The organism is Flavobacterium sp., assembly GCF_965262375.1.
Classification (GTDB): domain Bacteria; phylum Bacteroidota; class Bacteroidia; order Flavobacteriales; family Flavobacteriaceae; genus Flavobacterium.
In genome coordinates this window covers 2,141,960-2,159,413 of the sequence record NZ_OZ253527.1, presented here as the reverse complement: position 1 = coordinate 2,159,413, position 17,454 = coordinate 2,141,960, and the positions used below count along the sequence as shown (strand labels likewise).

General features: G+C 33.5%; 16 protein-coding genes. 2 read left to right on the top strand and 14 right to left on the bottom strand.

Translation table 11 applies throughout. The features are described from left to right. Window positions 1–48 precede the first annotated feature (48 nt). Window positions 49–4,365 (top strand): choice-of-anchor L domain-containing protein, encoded by a 4,317-nt coding sequence (locus tag ACQY29_RS10050; RefSeq protein ID WP_428225062.1) that lies wholly within the window; start codon window positions 49–51, stop codon window positions 4,363–4,365. Window positions 4,366–4,587: 222 nt separating this feature from the next. Here ACQY29_RS10050 and ACQY29_RS10045 read toward each other — a convergent pair whose 3' ends face one another. The 7 genes from ACQY29_RS10045 to ACQY29_RS10015 form a co-directional block, all read right to left on the bottom strand. Beyond that, window positions 4,588–5,388 (bottom strand): TIGR00266 family protein, encoded by an 801-nt coding sequence (locus ACQY29_RS10045; protein WP_428225061.1) that lies wholly within the window; start codon window positions 5,386–5,388, stop codon window positions 4,588–4,590. A 157-nt stretch (window positions 5,389–5,545) separates the two neighbouring features. Continuing rightward, on the bottom strand, window positions 5,546–6,247 hold the full coding sequence (locus ACQY29_RS10040; RefSeq protein WP_428225060.1) for a response regulator transcription factor: 702 nt from the start codon (window positions 6,245–6,247) through the stop codon (window positions 5,546–5,548). 2 nt (window positions 6,248–6,249) lie between these two features. Next, on the bottom strand, window positions 6,250–7,833 hold the full coding sequence (locus ACQY29_RS10035; RefSeq protein ID WP_428225059.1) for a sensor histidine kinase: 1,584 nt from the start codon (window positions 7,831–7,833) through the stop codon (window positions 6,250–6,252). Between the two features lie 68 nt (window positions 7,834–7,901). Further along, a complete protein-coding gene (gene coaE, locus ACQY29_RS10030; RefSeq protein ID WP_428225058.1) occupies window positions 7,902–8,489 on the bottom strand; it encodes a dephospho-CoA kinase in 588 nt (195 codons plus the stop codon). After that, window positions 8,489–9,487, bottom strand: coding sequence for a glycosyltransferase (locus tag ACQY29_RS10025; protein ID WP_428225057.1), 999 nt, complete (start codon window positions 9,485–9,487; stop codon window positions 8,489–8,491). Before ACQY29_RS10025 ends, coaE begins: the two co-directional genes overlap by 1 nt. A gap of 68 nt (window positions 9,488–9,555) precedes the next feature. Next, on the bottom strand, window positions 9,556–9,948 hold the full coding sequence (locus tag ACQY29_RS10020) for an acyl-CoA thioesterase (protein WP_428225056.1): 393 nt from the start codon (window positions 9,946–9,948) through the stop codon (window positions 9,556–9,558). Then, complete coding sequence (locus ACQY29_RS10015) at window positions 9,938–10,351, bottom strand: NUDIX domain-containing protein (protein WP_428225055.1); 414 nt, start codon at window positions 10,349–10,351, stop codon at window positions 9,938–9,940. Before ACQY29_RS10015 ends, ACQY29_RS10020 begins: the two co-directional genes overlap by 11 nt. Window positions 10,352–10,445: 94 nt before the next feature. Between ACQY29_RS10015 and ACQY29_RS10010 the strand changes: the two genes are divergently transcribed. Then, window positions 10,446–10,838 carry a glyoxalase gene (locus ACQY29_RS10010; RefSeq protein ID WP_428225054.1) on the top strand — a complete coding sequence of 131 codons (393 nt, stop codon included), beginning with the start codon at window positions 10,446–10,448 and terminating at the stop codon, window positions 10,836–10,838. Here ACQY29_RS10010 and hisIE read toward each other — a convergent pair. The 7 genes from hisIE to hisD all read right to left on the bottom strand — a co-directional run bounded on the left by hisIE (window position 10,828) and on the right by hisD (window position 17,453). Further along, on the bottom strand, window positions 10,828–11,430 hold the full coding sequence (gene hisIE, locus ACQY29_RS10005) for a bifunctional phosphoribosyl-AMP cyclohydrolase/phosphoribosyl-ATP diphosphatase HisIE (RefSeq protein WP_428225053.1): 603 nt from the start codon (window positions 11,428–11,430) through the stop codon (window positions 10,828–10,830). The genes ACQY29_RS10010 and hisIE overlap by 11 nt on opposite strands. Window positions 11,431–11,535: 105 nt before the next feature. After that, entirely contained in the window at window positions 11,536–12,291 is a 756-nt protein-coding gene (gene hisF, locus ACQY29_RS10000) for an imidazole glycerol phosphate synthase subunit HisF (RefSeq protein WP_428225052.1), read from the bottom strand. 133 nt (window positions 12,292–12,424) lie between these two features. Next, entirely contained in the window at window positions 12,425–13,153 is a 729-nt protein-coding gene (gene hisA / locus ACQY29_RS09995) for a 1-(5-phosphoribosyl)-5-[(5-phosphoribosylamino)methylideneamino]imidazole-4-carboxamide isomerase (protein WP_428225051.1), read from the bottom strand. 89 nt (window positions 13,154–13,242) lie between these two features. Beyond that, window positions 13,243–13,869 (bottom strand): imidazole glycerol phosphate synthase subunit HisH, encoded by a 627-nt coding sequence (gene hisH, locus ACQY29_RS09990; RefSeq protein WP_428225050.1) that lies wholly within the window; start codon window positions 13,867–13,869, stop codon window positions 13,243–13,245. 46 nt (window positions 13,870–13,915) lie between these two features. Then, window positions 13,916–15,052, bottom strand: coding sequence for a bifunctional histidinol-phosphatase/imidazoleglycerol-phosphate dehydratase HisB (gene hisB, locus ACQY29_RS09985; protein ID WP_428225049.1), 1,137 nt, complete (start codon window positions 15,050–15,052; stop codon window positions 13,916–13,918). 1 nt (window position 15,053) lies between these two features. After that, on the bottom strand, window positions 15,054–16,088 hold the full coding sequence (gene hisC, locus ACQY29_RS09980; RefSeq protein ID WP_428225048.1) for a histidinol-phosphate transaminase: 1,035 nt from the start codon (window positions 16,086–16,088) through the stop codon (window positions 15,054–15,056). Between the two features lie 78 nt (window positions 16,089–16,166). Next, complete coding sequence (gene hisD / locus ACQY29_RS09975) at window positions 16,167–17,453, bottom strand: histidinol dehydrogenase (RefSeq protein WP_428225047.1); 1,287 nt, start codon at window positions 17,451–17,453, stop codon at window positions 16,167–16,169. Between the last annotated feature and the right edge of the window lies 1 nt (window position 17,454).

Here is a 17,454-nt window from a genome sequence, read left to right as displayed (position 1 = left end):
ATTTTTATGTAATTTCATCGAATAAATATAATTCCCTCAAACCTACCTATGACTAAAAATATTCAAATATTCACACTTCTGTTACTCAGCACATCCATCTCTGCACAGTTTATTAATGTAGATGAATCAAAAACTGCAGACGATTTAGTTCGTAATGTATTTTTAAATTCAAGTTGTATTGTTCCAAGTAACATTAAAAGCAGTACAGGTAGCAACTTTGGATCAACTAACGGAATTGGGTCATTTCAAAACTCAAATCCTGCATTTCCACTTCAACAGGGTATCATTTTAACTACTGGAAATATTGCTAATTGTCCTGGACCAAACACCACAAGATTACAAGATGGAAACACTAACTGGGGGGGCGATCCCGATTTAACTACTATTTTCACAACAGATCCTAATTTTCCAGCGCAATTTGTAAATGCAACTTCTTTAGAATTTGATTTTGTGAGTTATTCGCCTAATTTTAATTTTCCTTTTCTTTTTGCTTCAGAAGAATATGGCACTTATCAATGTACGAGTTTTGATGGCATGGCTATTTTACTAACACATCCTAATGGCACTGTAGAAAATCTAGCATTAGTCCCAAACACAAATCTTCCCATTTCAATAGAAAACATAAGAGACAATCTCTATAATTCCAGTTGCAATTCTTCAAATGCTGCTTCTTTTGGCATTTTTAACGGGGGAATTGGAACTTCAATTGCTCCTATTAATTTCAATGGTCAAACCATTTTGCTAAATGCAACTAAAACAGGTTTAACCCAAGGTGCAACCTATCATTTAAAAATCGTAATCGGTGATAGAAACCTTACTTCAGATGATTCTGCGATTTTTATTGGCGGTGGGAATTTCAATTTCGGCACTGATGTTTTAGGCCCCGATGTATCACTATGCACAAATGATGGAGTTAATCAAAATTATACTATTGACTCTAAATTAAACCCTAATCAGTTTGATTTTGTATGGAAAGATCACACGGGTACAACTGTTGGTACAAACAGCCCTACCTTAACCATTAACCAACCCGATACTTATTACCTAAGTTATTACATTAAAAACACTACTTGTGAGGTAGCTACAAATGACATTACCATAAATTACGAAGGCATAACTAATAACATTAGCCCTGAAAATTTATACAAATGCAACGTAAATTCTACTACATATACATTTAATTTAGGCTACAACACTTCGTTACTGGACCCGAATAAAACATATAACATAAATTATTACAATACACTAACAGAAGCTCAAAATGCTTCTACTCCAGCATTACCTTTAAACTATACTATCAATTCAACATTATTACCTAAAACCGTTTGGGTTCGGATTGAAAACGGTAAAGGCTGCTACCTAACCAAATCATTTAAATTAGATTTAACACCTGGTCCCATCGCAATTAAACCTGCTGACATAACAACTTGCGAACTTGTACAGGGTGACGGAACTGGACTAATTAGCCAAGCTGATTTTGCAACTACATCCAGTACAGTCCTTAATGGTCAATCATCAACCATTTATCAAATTAGTTACCACTTAAAACCTGATTTTAGTGATCCTCCATTTGACATTACACAAAATAGCATCCTAAAAAACACCGTCTTTTATATTAAAGTGGCATTAAAAAGTGACTCTAATTGTTTCACCAATACTACACTCCAATTTATTGTAAAAAACAGACCCGTTTTAGAAATCATTCCTAATCAATATGTATGTAGTCAATACATACTTACAATTCCGTCTAACGGTGCTCAATATTGGACAGGTCCAGGACAAACTGGAATCCAACTGGCTCCAGGAACTCCTATTACAACCACTCAAACCATATACCAGTACCTAGATACAGGAGGAAATCCAAACTGTTTTTCTGAACGATCATTTAAAGTCCAAATTGTAAAAATACAAGATATAACTCCAGCAACTATTAAAGGATGTGATTCTGCAACAGTACCTGACAATAATATTCCTTTAACTAAATATTACACCGATGCGCTACATACAAATGAAATTACGCCAGGTACTGTAATAACAACCATCGGTACCACTACAATTTATTTAGTATACAACTTTGCTGATCCTAATTGCCCTCCTATAGCTTCAAGTTTTGAAATTCAAATTTCTAGAAAGCCTACTATTCTTTCTAATTTTAACTCTATTTTTGAATGTGGTCAATTAAATAGTTTACCTACTATAATCACTGATATAGGTACTGCAAATTATTACACTTTAGATACTGCAACAGGTAATTACTTACCATTGATTTTACCTATCACCAGCACTACTAATATATATGCAATAGCTGATAATAATGGATGTAAATCAGATGCAAAAAATTTCACAGTCTATATTAACTCTCTTGATTTAAAAGACATTAATTTATGCAATGGAAGTTACACATTATCTTCTCCTCTTTTTGGGGAATACAGAACCGCTCCTAATGGTGGGGGAACGCTTATAAATACACCTGCAGTACTATCGCAAAATATAACTATTTACCATTACATTCCTGGAAAAAATTGTACTAATACAAATTCTTTCAAAATAGTATTTCATAGTCCATCTATCCAAAAACCAACCGATATTGCTGTTTGTGAAAAATTTATCTTACCTAACAACAATCCTGGAGAAAGCTATTACACCTTACAAGGAGGCCCCAATACACCAAACAATAAACTTTTAAAAGCAAATGATGTAATATCAGATTCAGTTAGCATATGGATTTATAAAGAATCTACCACTGCACCCAGCACTCTAAATCCAGTTTGTTACAATGAAATTCTTTGGAATATCACCATTTACAAAAAACCTGAAATTGACCAAAGAGGAGATCAAATTAGTTGTTTTTCCTATCATCTTACACCATTAACTAATGGTAATTATTACGAAGATCCGAATGGTGTAAACAAAATTACCGATTTTCATATTGACAGTACTGATTTACGACCAGGAGTGGAAACTAACTCAAGAGTAAAAACCATTTATATTTTTAATTCACACCCAAAAGATCCAACTTGCTTTACGCAAAGTTCATTTACAATAACTTTTGATAGCTTAGAAGTACCCGCTCAAAAAAACATTGTATCTTGTGACAATTACGTATTACCTGTATTACCCCAAAACATGTTTTACTATGACCAACCCTACGATCCAGCACATCCAGAATTGCCTCACCCAGGAAATTTACTTCCTGCAGGTACTAAATTCGATTCAACGTCACTAAAAACACCTATTTACGTATATACCGAAACCAATAATAAATTAAAATGCATTGACGAAAAATCATTTACACTTACCATCCACAACACCCCTATTGCAAATCAAATTACAACTGACTTTACCGTTTGTGACACTTACAAAGACAACTTTGATGCTATTTATTCATTTGACCTAACCAAAGTTGAAAAAGATGTTTTAGGAAATCAAACACCCGCAACTAATTATGCTTTTAAATATTTTAAAACAAAAGCAGATGCTGAAAACAAAGATGCCACAGGAATTCCTAACCAAACAAGCTACGAAAACACTTTACCTAACGAAACAATATGGGTAAGAATATACAATAATGCAAGTCCAAACTTATGTTTTGGAATTACTTCATTTGAAATACGAGTTAACCCATTACCAAAATCTAATTTAGAACCTGAATATTTTATTTGTGAAGATTACAAAACAGGAACTTTGTACAATGACGCTATACTAAAAACTGGACTAGATACAACCAATTATAATTTTGAGTGGTTTTTTAACAATACACCGTTAAACGACAACAACAATACGCTAACCACAAATCAAACAGGAGATTATAGTGTAAACATCACGAATACAAACACAAAATGCTCCAAAACTTATTCCACTAAGGTAACTAAATATAACCCATATATTGTTTTAGAATATAGCGATGCTTTTGAAAATCCATCCTATATAAAAATCAATGTTCAAGGCAATGGGTCGGGTAATTATTTGTACCAAATAGATGACAGTCCATTTCAGGAATCTAATATTTTTTACAATTTAAGCTCTGGGGAACACAGTATTCATGTCATAGATCAAACTGGTAATTGCAGTCCTGCCTCCATAAAAACCACAATCATAAATTATCCGAAATTTTTCACTCCTAATGGAGATGGTTTTAATGACACCTGGAACATATGGGATTTAATTCCAACCAATCCCAATGCTAAAATTTACATCTTTGACCGATATGAAAAGCTTATAAAAGAAATTACACCTATAACTAATGGTTGGGATGGCACTTTTGCTGGCGTTGCTATTCCATCTGACGATTATTGGTTTACGGTAGAATTTGAAGAAAAAAATGTCAAGAAAATTTACAAATCACACTTCACCTTGAAGCGATAAAAATAAATCATCACAATCAATAATTCCCCGAAAAAAGTTGTTTGGTTTGATTATGTTTTCTATAGAAGCAAAAACATTTTATAAGTTAAAAAATCTAGGATTACAAACACAAAAAAAGGAATAGAAAACATCATTTCTATTCCTTTTTTTCAAACTACTTAGCTTTAAATAAGCTCTTTGAAAACTTCAAATCCCCTTATATTTCAAGTATTATCTCTTATCTTAAAAGTTATTATCTCCGTCTAAAAGTCTTCCAATTCCTCCTAATAAACTTCCTTCTTCGCGACCTGAACCACCAGCTCTTGGCGCTGAAGCAATGATTCGATCGGCTAAACGACTAAAGGGCAACGATTGAATATACACCACACCAGGTCCTCTTAAAGTAGCATAAAAAACACCTTCTCCTCCAAATAAGGTATTCTTAATACCTCCTATGAATTCAATATCATAATCAACATCCTTACTAAACCCTACTATACACCCCGTATCAACTTTCAAAATTTCACCAGGCTGCAATATTTTTTTAGCTAAAGTCCCTCCAGAATGTACAAAAGCCATTCCATCGCCTTCTATTTTTTGCATGATAAACCCTTCTCCACCAAACAACCCCGTTCCTAACTTTTTAGAAAACTCAATCCCAACCGAAACTCCTTTGGCAGCACATAAAAAAGAATCCTTTTGACAAATAAATTTACCTCCATATTCTTTCAAATCAATGGAAACTATTTTCCCTGGATAAGGTGCGGCAAATGAAACTTTCTTTTTACCATATTCTTGATTTTGGTAAGCTGTCATAAAAAGGCTTTCGCCAGTTAATACTCGCTTACCAGCAGATAATAATTTACCAAAGATTCCTGTTTGTTGTTGTGATCCATCGCCAAAAATAGTTTCCATTTTTATGCCGTTGTCCATCATCATAAAACTACCCGCTTCAGCTATTACCACTTCTTGCGGATCTAATTCTATCTCTACATATTGCATTTCTTCACCATAGATATGGTAATCAATTTCGTGTGCTTGCATTTTAATACATTTTTAGTTTATAGGTAAGTATTCTGACGTCAAAATTTGTTACATTAAATTACGACAATATTATAAAAAAAGAGCTCGCTAATAATAACGAGCTCCCAATCTTAAAAAATAGATGTATTCAAAAAACTAATTTTATTCGTATAACCAATTATTTTTTTACGACTAATCTAAAACCTTCACCGTGTATATTTAAAATTTCAACATTTTCGTCCTGTTTCAAATATTTACGCAATTTAGCAATATATACATCCATACTACGAGAAGTAAAATAATTATCGTCTCTCCAGATTTTAGTCAAAGCTAATTCTCGAGGCATCAAATCATTTTCATGTAGCGCTAACATTTTTAGCAATTCATTTTCTTTTGGTGACAATTTGATAGGTTCATCACCAGGAAATGTAAGAAAACGCAATTTAGCATTCAATTGAAATTTTCCAATAGTAAATTCAAATTTACTCACATCTGCTTTTATCTCCGAAGCTTTTCGTTGAATAATGGCACGTATTTTCATTAATAAGACTTCTGAATCAAAAGGCTTATTTAAATAATCATCTGCTCCTACTTTATACCCTTTAAGAACATCTTCTTTCATGGTTTTTGCCGTTAAAAAGATAAGAGGCACTTCTTTATTTTTTTCGCGAATTTCTTTAGCTAATGTAAATCCGTCTTTGTACGGCATCATCACATCTAAAATACATAAATCATATTCATCTTTTTTGAATTTCTCAAAACCCTCCATCCCGTTTTTAGCCAAAGTGACATCAAAATCATTCATTGATAAATAGTCACGAAGTATAGCTCCAAAGTTAGGATCATCCTCAACCAGTAATATTTTTTTTGCCGCTTCCATAATTAGACAATTGTAGGTATTTTAATAATAAATGTACTTCCTTTTCCTTTATCGCTCTCCACCATTACTTCTCCATGATGGTCATCAATAATTCTTTTAACATAGGCCAAACCTAACCCATGTCCTTTCACATTGTGTATATCACCAGTATGTTCTCTATAAAACTTATCAAAAATTTTCTTCTGAGAGGCTTTACTGATCCCTATACCGTTATCTTTGATTTTAATCACAATAAAATTTTTAACATTCTCTGTAGAGACCTCAATCTCTGGCGCTTCTACCGAATATTTAACCGCATTTTCCAACACATTTACTAATACATTCGTAAAATGAATATCGCTTACTAAAGCTGTTGTTTTTGATGCTTTTAAATTAGTTTTCACACTTCCTTCACGATCTTCAACTATCAAACTTACGTGTTCAATAGCTTCCTCTAACATATCGTGTACATTGTGATTTTCTTTTTTAATATCTAACTCTTTGCGTTCCAATTTCGAGATACGCAATACATTTTCAACCTGGGCATGCATACGTTTATTCTCATCCTTAATCATTTGCAAATAACGTTGTACCTTCTCTTTATCGTCTATAACTTTAGGATTTTTAATCGCATCTAAAGCTAAATTGATCGTCGCAATAGGTGTTTTAAACTCATGCGTCATATTATTGATAAAATCGGTTTTTATTTGTGAAATATGACGTTGTGTATTCAACTGCTTCAAAGCACTATAATAAGCTACTATAATAATTGAGGTAAACAAAAAAGCTAACATCGCAATTCCAATAAAATCAGAAGCCAAGAAAACTTTCTTTTTAGGGAAACTCAACAACAATTGGTAACGACTTACTCCATCATTATCTGTAAAAAGTGGCGTATCATAGGTGTTTTTTTTATCATATTTAAAACTTTCTGATCGCACTTTGGTTGCTAAACCGTTATTGTACACTCCAAATTCAAAAGGTGTATTGATCCCTAAAGCTTTCAATTCTGTTGCAAATAAAAACTGAAGTTGCTCATTCGTAACCCTTTGCGTTACTTGACGAGTGGCCGCTATGTCTTTAAAATTGAGCTCAAAATTAGCTTTATCAAGCACCTCCACTACCCCTGACCTTTCAATACGCTCCGTAGGTGTAACTTGACCTCCCATATTTTGATCGTTCATGGTCGCTTCATTGTACACTTCAGTCACCCTTTTTGCGACATAATTTTTGATTCGTGTGGAATCATTATTTTTATCAAAGAACGAAGACGAAACAGAATAATCCTCAGGTATTATACTATTTGAATAAATAATTGTTTGATTTGTCAATTCATTTTTTTCAACATAAAAAAACTTCATCAACTCACTACGTTCTGGAGCTTTACCAATACTATCTTTAATCTTGCTAAAACGACTCAAAAATGAAAAAGCTTCCTGCTCTTCAACTTCTCTAGCCACATTATCAATCACTTGTTTTACTTGATATTTAAACTGTTCTTCTTTATTTTTAAAAGAGACATTAATCAAGTAACCCTGTACGGCAATAATCCCAATTAAGGATATCGACATCAAGACAATAACCAAGCGAAAAAGATTCTTATTCATTGAAACAAATATAATATTTTAACAAGTAAATGTTAAAAAAATTAACCAAACATTAACAAACGAAAATATTAGTGCGGATTTGATAATATATTAAGAATTTGCAAGAATTGTTTCTCGGTTTCCAATGGATTTTCATTATTTATGACAAAATCACTCAAAGCAATACGCTGTGCATCGGTCCATTGATTACGAATTCTTGCCTTAACTTCTTGTTCAGAGGCGCCATCTCTTTGCATAACTCTAGAAATTCTTACGTCTTCAGGCGCTACAACCGTAATAATTTGATCACAGTCTTTATACGAACCACTTTCAAATAAAATTGCGACTTCTTTAACCAAAAAAGGAAAATCTGCATGTAGTGCAACCCAAGCGTCAAAATGTTTTTTGACTAAAGGATGAACGATACCATTCAAAATTTGGAGTTTGTCAGGGTTTTGAAAAACAATTTGAGCTAATTTTTTTCTATCAATTTTCCCCGACAAAACGATTTCTGTTCCAAAAAATGTCTGAATTTTCTGGATAGTTTCAGGTAAATCCATCAATTTTTTAGCTTCTTCATCGGCTATATACACAGGAACACCATGTTGCTGAAACATCCGTGCTATGGTAGATTTTCCACTACCTATTCCTCCTGTCAATCCGATAATTTTAGTCATTATACTTTAAAGAATAATTCTGGAAAAGCTTCTTTGGGTTCCTTCTTTAGAATAAAAATTTTATAATAAGACTCTATAAACCCCATACCGTAACCAAAAAATTGACGCCATACCGCTATAATAGAATAATACCCAACTTTCAGACTTCTGTTTTTAAATGTAGAAACCATAAAAATGATAACTGTATAAAGAAAATACAGTCTAAGGATATAGTCAAACAAAAAGAATGTTGCTATGATTCCTAAAAAGACGCCTAAAACAAATAAGGCTGGCAAAAAGAAAGTAGGTTTGGCATATTCAGGGTACCATTTATTCAAAATTGGACGAACTTTACCAAATTTATTTACTTGAATATAAAATTTTTCCCAATCGATTCTTCTTTTATGATAGACAAAAGCTTCAGAAATCAATTTAGTTTCAAACCCCATTTTCCATAAACGAATCGATAAATCAGGATCTTCACCAGGATGAATATTTGAAAAACCTTTAGAGGCTTCAAAAGCATTTCTTGAAATCCCCATATTAAAGCTACGCGGTTGGAATTTCACAATTTTTTCTGAGCCACCACGCACGCCACCCGTAGTCAAAGGGGAAGTCATAGCAAAGTTTATCGCTTTTTGTATAGGAGTAAATGACGGCAACATATTGTCTGGTCCTCCAAAACAATCAACATATCTGGCACTTAAAGACTTATCAACCTCTGTAAGGTATTGCGCAGGCAAAATACAATCAGAATCTAAAATTAAAAAGTAATCCCCTTTTGCATATTGCATCCCAAAATTTCGGGAATCACCAGGACCTGAATTGTATTTTAAATAATAGGTAATTTGCAATTTGGAGCGATATTTATCAATAATATGCTCACAAGGCACAGTTGAACCATCTTCTACAATAATAACCTCAAAAGGTTTAGCATAAGTTTGTTTGGTCAAACTTTCTAACAACTCGTCAATTTCGTCAGGTCGATTATAAACGGGGATCACAAAAGAAAAATTCATTCTTCTTAAAATTTTGACAAAGTTACAGTTTTAACAAAAAAAGCCATCAAAAATGCGACCTTTTTTTATTATTCACTCACTTTTTCATCTATAGACAAAACTTCTTTTGATTTCCCATGAACGGCTGGTTGACCAAAACTATCTAAATTAACCATAGTAATAGCATCTACAGTAATAATTGTAGCTTTAGTCATCACATTGCGAACCTCGCATTTCATGGTAATAGATGTACTACCAAAACGTATTATATCTAAACCAATTTCAATGATATCACCTTGACGAGCAGAACTCATAAAGTTAATTTCTGACATAAATTTGGTTACAATTTTGTTATTTTTCAGAATTACAATGGAATATAAGGCCGCTTCATCATCTATCCAAGATAAAAGTTTACCTCCAAAAAGGGTTCCATTGGCATTCAAATCTTCGGGTCTAACCCATTTGTGTGTTTTATATCGCATTGTTATTTTTTTCAAGTGTGAACGCTATAATCTCTTGATGGTCAAAAGCTAGTTCAGGTAAATTATTTATGGCAAACCATTCGGCCTCTTTGGCGTCATCAGCAGCTATGGCTTGAGTGTTTGTAGGTACTTTTGTTGCAAAAACTACTGAAACCGTATGATGTCTTGGGTCACGCCCAGGAGTACCAAAAGCGCCTATCTGAACAAAATCATTAGCTTTTATATTGGTTTCTTCCAGAAGTTCTCTTTTTACCGCATCTAATAAATCTTCATTTTCATCGACAAAGCCACCTGGCAAAGCCCAACAATCCTGAAAAGGTTCTTTTAACCTCTTTATCAACAACACCGATTGTTCTTTAAAAACTACGGCATCCACCGTGACAAATATTTTAGAAGTATACATAGCAAAGGTTTTCAACACGAAAATACTAATAACTTTTGAAAGTAAATTCGGAGGATGTAGGGATTTTTGGTAAATTTAATCAAAACTAAAATAAATGAGCACACGTACTGAACAACTCTTACTTTTAAGAGGCGAAACCTTAGGCAGTATCTCAGCACAATCTTCTACGGAAGAAATTTTTCAAAATCAGACGTTGCGTCCTATATTAAAACTTCAAAATGATTTGTTTGTGCATGTTTTTATTAATTATGCCGTAAAACAGAAAAATGTGTTTTTTGGTTTATCCATAGAGAAAAAACTGAGTTATATAGAACATGTGATTCAGAAAGACATCAAATTCAGAAATTCTTTAAAAGGGATGATTATTGGCTTATTTACGCTTGAAGAATATGATACGTACATCAAAAATTCATCAAACTTGAACAAAAGAATGATGAATTTATTGATAGAACGATTGAAAGATAATGTGCAATTACTTACGATTTAACACGCGATTGCAGAACTTGCACAACCTCTTCCAAGGAAAAACCTTTGGCATTCAAAAGGATGAGATAGTGAAAAAGCAAATCGGCACTTTCGTTTAAAAAAAGTTCGTCATTGTTGTCTTTGGCTTCAATGACTACTTCTACTGCTTCCTCACCTACTTTTTGAGCAATTTTATTAATACCTTTTTCAAATAATGAAGCTATATAACTTTGCTCGTTAGTACTGTTGTTTTTTCTATTTTCGATAGTAGCTTCTAATTGAGTAAGAAAACCATTGGCTGACTGATTAGTCTCTTGCCAGCAGGTATCAGCCCCTGTGTGACACGTAGGTCCATGAGGCTTAACCTTAATTAACAGAGTATCTTGGTCACAATCATTTTCAATTGACAGGAATTCTAAAAAATTACCACTTTCCTCCCCTTTAGTCCATAATCTGTTTTTAGAACGGGAAAAAAAAGTTACTTTTTTGGTTTGCAACGTCAGGTCTAAGGCATCTTGGTTCATGTAGCCTAACATCAAAACGTTTTTAGTTACGGCATCCTGTATGATTGCAGGAATCAGTCCGTTAGTGTATTGCGAAAAATCTAATTTCATAGTTGTGGATTTTAATTTAAATAACAATAATCAATACTTCATTTAGGTATTAAATGTTTTAACTCTTTTAAACTTCTAAACTTTTAAACTTTTAAACATATAAACTTAAATTCTAATCGCGATGTCATTGGTTTTTAAATATGTTTTTAATTCTGGAATGGTCATTTCATTAAAATGGAATACACTTGCTCCCAAACAAGCATCGGCTTTACCTAATTCAAATCCGTCGAGAAAATGCGCCATCGTACCCGCACCTCCGGAAGCAATAATGGGAATGTTTACCAAAGTGGCAAGTTGTGCGAGGGCTTCGTTTGCAAAACCAGATTTGGTACCGTCGTTGTCCATGGAAGTAAAAAGGATTTCGCCTGCGCCACGTTGTTCCACTTCTTTTGCCCAATCAAATAAGTTGATTTCTGTGGCTTGCTTCCCTCCTACTAAATGTACTAACCAAGTGCCGTTAACATACTTGGCATCAATAGCAACCACCACACATTGACTCCCAAATTTAGAAGCAAGTTCGTTGATTAATTGAGGATTTTTGACCGCAGATGAATTAATAGAAATTTTATCTGCACCATTGCGGAGTAATATTTCAACATCTTCAACAGAAGAAATACCACCTCCAACGGTAAAAGGAATGTTGATGGCTTGTGCCACTTCTCGAACTAGTGGAACTAAAGTTTTTCGACGCTCCTCAGTCGCAGAAATATCTAAAAAAACCAATTCGTCAGCACCCTCTTCGGAGTATTTTTTTGCCAAAGCAACGGGGTCACCCGCATCACGTAAACCAACAAAATTGACGCCTTTTACGGTTCGTCCGTTTTTTATATCTAAACAAGGAATTATTCTTTTTGTAAGCATATTATTTTTTTTAAACCACTAAGGAGACTAAGAAGGCACAGAGGGTACTAAAATTTTTTAAACTGAAATCATAGAACTAAAGCATGCTACCGTATTCTTTTCTGAACACTGAACACTGATTACTAAACACTAATCACTTTCCTCCTAAAACATACCTTTCCAATTCCTTCAAACTAATTCTGTCTTCATAAATTGCTTTTCCTATAATCGTTGCTTCACAACCGAGCGCTGCTAATTGTGGTAATTCATCAAATTTCGATATTCCTCCGGAAGCGATTAATTTAATGGTTGGGGTTTCAAGCAAAATATTTTTATATAAATCAAAACTGGGCCCTTCTAGCATACCATCTTTAGCGATATCCGTACAAATTACGTACGAAATTCCTTTTTCCATATAGTCTTTAATGAATGGAATTAGTTCTAGATTGCTTTCTTCCAACCAACCCGAAATTGCAATTTTTTCTTGGTTTGCATCGGCACCTAAAATTATTTTTTCAGCACCATATTTTTTAATCCATGTTTCAAATACATCTGAATTTTTAACTGCTATACTTCCACCAGTGACCTGAATAGCTCCTGATTCGAATGCAATTCGTAAATCCTCATCTGATTTTAGCCCACCGCCAAAATCAATTTTCAAATTGGTTTTAGTCGCAATTTGCTCTAAAATTTTATGATTAATGATGCGACTTGATTTAGCACCATCCAAATCGACAAGATGCAAATATTCGATGCCGTGGTCTTGAAATTGTTTCGCAACTTCTAACGGATTTTCATTATAAATTTTTTGAGTAGCGTAATCGCCTTTTGACAGACGAACGCATTTTCCGTCGATGATGTCTATAGCTGGAATGATTCTCATAATAAGATTCCTCTAACCCTAAAAGGGAATATCGTGAGGTAATTTTAAAAATTGATACTATTTTTTTATTATTAAAGTATGGCGCTTTTTTAGAGTTTCAGAAAATTATAAAGTATTTTTTCTCCAATGCTTCCACTCTTTTCAGGATGGAATTGTACGCCATAAAAATTATCTTTTTGAATCGCAGTGCTGTAGGCTTCTTGATAATTGGTAGTGGCAATCGAATATGGATTAAATGGAGCATAATAACTATGTACTAAGTACACATACTCATTTTCCTGAATATTTTCGAATAATGGCGTTTTAAGATTATAAATTGTATTCCAACCCATTTGTGGAACTTTTACCTTCGTGCTGAATTTTTTAATAGCTATATCAAAAATACCAAGTCCAGTTGTATTTCCTTCTTCAGTAGCTTTACAAAGTAATTGCATTCCTAAACAAATCCCTAAGACAGGTTGTTTTAATTGAAGGATTACTTTATCTAAACCTTGTTCACGTATCATTTTCATAGCACTACCAGCTTCTCCTACCCCGGGAAAAATAACTTTGTCAGCGGATAAAATTTCCTCTTCATTTGAAGTTAAAAAACCTTTATATCCCAAACGCTCCAAAGCAAAAAGCACGCTCTGCACGTTTCCAGCTCCGTAATCTATGATGGCAATATTAGTCCCATCCGCACCCAAAGGAGAGACTTGAACATTATTATTATTCATTTTCTTGAGTGATTTAACGGTTATGAATTCAATTATCGAAATACTATTAAAGCATTCCTTTCGTAGACGGTAAAATCATTTTTTCGGCATCGCGTTTAACAGCCATTTTGATTGCTTTTGCAAAAGCTTTGAAAATAGCTTCAATTTTGTGATGCTCGTTAGTACCTTCAGCTTTTATATTCAGGTTGCATTTGGCACCATCGGTGAAAGATTTAAAAAAATGGAAAAACATTTCTGTAGGCATTGCTCCTATTTTTTCTCTTTTGAAATCAGCGTCCCAAACCAACCAGTTACGCCCTCCAAAATCGATAGCCACTTGCGCTAAGCAATCGTCCATAGGCAAGGTAAAACCATAGCGTTCCATTCCTAATTTATTCCCCAAAGCTTGATTAAAAACTTCTCCCAAAGCAATGGCGGTATCTTCAATAGTATGATGTTCATCTACTTGTAAATCCCCTGTTACTTGGATATTTAAATCCATTTGTCCGTGACGCGCAATTTGGTCAAGCATGTGGTCAAAAAAAGCTAAACCTGTGTGAATAGTGCTTTTTCCAGTTCCGTCTAAATTTATTGCAATTTGAATATCCGTTTCGTGGGTGGTTCTTTGAATGGTAGCAACACGATTTTTTAATTTTAAAAATTCGTAAATAACCTGCCAATCATTGCTTTCTAAGGCAATTACCTCTTGCAAAACTTCAACTGAGTTTTCAATTTCTGTTGTTCCTGCTGTTATCCCATCATTGATATAAATAGCCTTAGCTCCTAAGTTTTTAGCTAATTCCACATCTGTTAATCTATCACCTATCACAAAAGAATTTGCCAAATCATAATCTGATGAAAAGTACTGGGTTAACATTCCAGTTCGCGGTTTGCGTGTAGAGGCATTGTCTTCAGGAAAACTTCTATCAATACATTCATTACTAAAAAACACTCCTTCACCTTCAAAAGTTTTCATAATAAAATTATGAACTGGCCAAAAAGTTTCTTCTGGAAAAATTTCAGTACCTAAACCATCCTGATTAGTCACCAAAACCAACTCATAGTCTAATTCCTTCGCAATTTTACCTAAATAGGTTAAACATTTAGGATAAAAAATCATTTTTTCAAAGGCATCAATTTGATAATCAGAAACCTCTTTAATCATAGTTCCATCACGGTCAATAAAAAGTACTTTTTTAGCCATTTTATAAGTTTTTTAGTGTATCTATAAGAATTGTATTTTGAGCAGGAGTACCAATTGATATTCGCAAACAATTTAGCAATCCGTATTCTTTAGTTCTATTACGAACCACAATTTTATTATCCAATAATTGTTGATATCTTAAATTCGCATTATCCACTTCAATCAATATAAAATTAGCTTCAGATTGATGCACTTTTTTGATAAAATTAATTTGAAGAAATTCTTTAATTAAACGATCTCGTTCTTTGATTATCAATTTAATGTTTACATTAATTTCTTTAAGTTTAAGCAATTCTTTTTTAGCTCGCTTTTGAGTTAAAGTATTAATATTGTAAGGTGGTTTAATCTTGTTTAAAACGGCAATAATTTCTTTTGAAGCAAATAAAATACCTAAACGAATACCCGCCATTCCAAAAGCTTTTGATAAAGTTTGAGTTACCACAAGATTAGGAAATTCATCCAATCGATTCAACAAACTTTCCTTGCATGAAAAATCAATATATGCTTCATCAACTACTACCAATCCTTGGAATTTTTCCAACAACTGTATGATCATATCATTACACAAAGGATTTCCAGTAGGATTATTAGGACAACATAAAAAAATAAGTTTTGTAAATTGATCAACATTATCCATAATTTCAGTTAATCGCATTTTAAAATCAGAACCTAAAAATACTTTACGATCTTCTACAGCATTCAGATTTGCCAAAACATTATACATACCATAAGTAGGTGGTAATGTAATTACATTATCACGGTTGGGTTCGCAAAAAGCTCTAAATAGCAAATCTAGCACCTCATCACTACCATTACCTAGGAGAATCTGATCAGGATCTACATCTTTAAATTGCGATAATATTCCTTTCAATTCTTTTTGCAAAGGGTCAGGATAACGATTAATTCCATTATCAAACGGGCTTTCATTGGCATCTAAAAAAATTAAACTTTCGTCGTCTTTATCAAATTCATTACGGGCAGAGGCATAGGATTGCATCATTCTAATATTATCTCTAAGAAGGTTATTGATATCCATGTTTAAGGGGGTTACAATTTAACTTTATTTAATACTCTTTTTACTGTTAAATAATTATTAAAACTTATACACAAATAACTAATATCTATTTTTCAATAAACGAATCGTTACTGCATTTCTATGTGCCTGAAGCCCTTCGGCTTCCGCCATAACCTCAATGGTATTTCCAAGTTGTTGCATACCTTCTTGGCTAATTTTTTGAAATGTCATCGTTTTCATAAAACTATCTAGACTCACACCACTGTAATTTTTAGCATAACCATTTGTGGGCAAAGTATGGTTAGTTCCTGAAGCATAATCACCTGCGCTTTCAGGGGTAAAATTCCCAATAAATACCGAACCTGCATTATTGATATTATCTAAGAAAAAGTCCTCCTTTTTGGAACAAACTATAAAATGTTCAGGGGCATAATCATTAATAAAATCCAATGCTGTACTTTCATTTTCAAAAACTACCATTTTAGAATTGGCTATAGCTTGACGTGCAATTTCTTTTCTTGGTAAAACCTCTAACTGTTTGGCAATTTCTTCTTCAACCGCTGTAATCATTTTTTCTTGCGTAGTTACAAATATCACTTGACTGTCTGTACCATGTTCCGCTTGGCTCAATAAATCTGAAGCGATAAAAGCAGGGATTCCAGTTTCATCAGCAAAGACTAACAACTCGCTAGGGCCTGCTGGCATATCAATAGCTACACCATATTGTTGGGCTTTTTGCTTAGCTACGGTTACAAATTGATTCCCTGGACCAAAAATCTTGCTCACTTTCGGAATACTATTTGTCCCAAAAGTCATTCCTGCAATGGCTTGAATACCGCCCACTTTAATCACCTTTTCAACTCCGCAAAGTTTAGCAGTATATAATATAGCAGGGTTAATGTTTCCTGTTTTATCAGGAGGTGTACACAATACAATTTCTTTACATCCAGCAATCATAGCAGGTACCGCTAACATTAAAACCGTTGAAAATAAAGGTGCTGTACCACCTGGGATGTATAAACCAATTTTTTCAATCGGTCTTTTTTCTATCCAACACTCTACCCCTTCCATAGTAGAAACAGAGCGTTTCTCAGTTTTTTGTATTTGGTGAAATTTTTCAATATTGTTTTTAGCAACAGAAATAGCATCTTTTAATACGCTAGAAATAAGATTCTCAGCATCTTCAAATTCTTGCTTTGTTACGAAAGAATTTTCTAAACGAACTCCATCGAATATGGAAGTGTATTTAGCAATTGCAGCATCGCCATTGTTTTGAATGTCTTTAAAAATTAAATTAACAGTTTCCTCAATAGTAGCGAAACTTTCTGTAGGTCGTTGAGTCAAGGTATCCCAAGTTGAAGGGATTGGATTATTGTATTTTTGCATG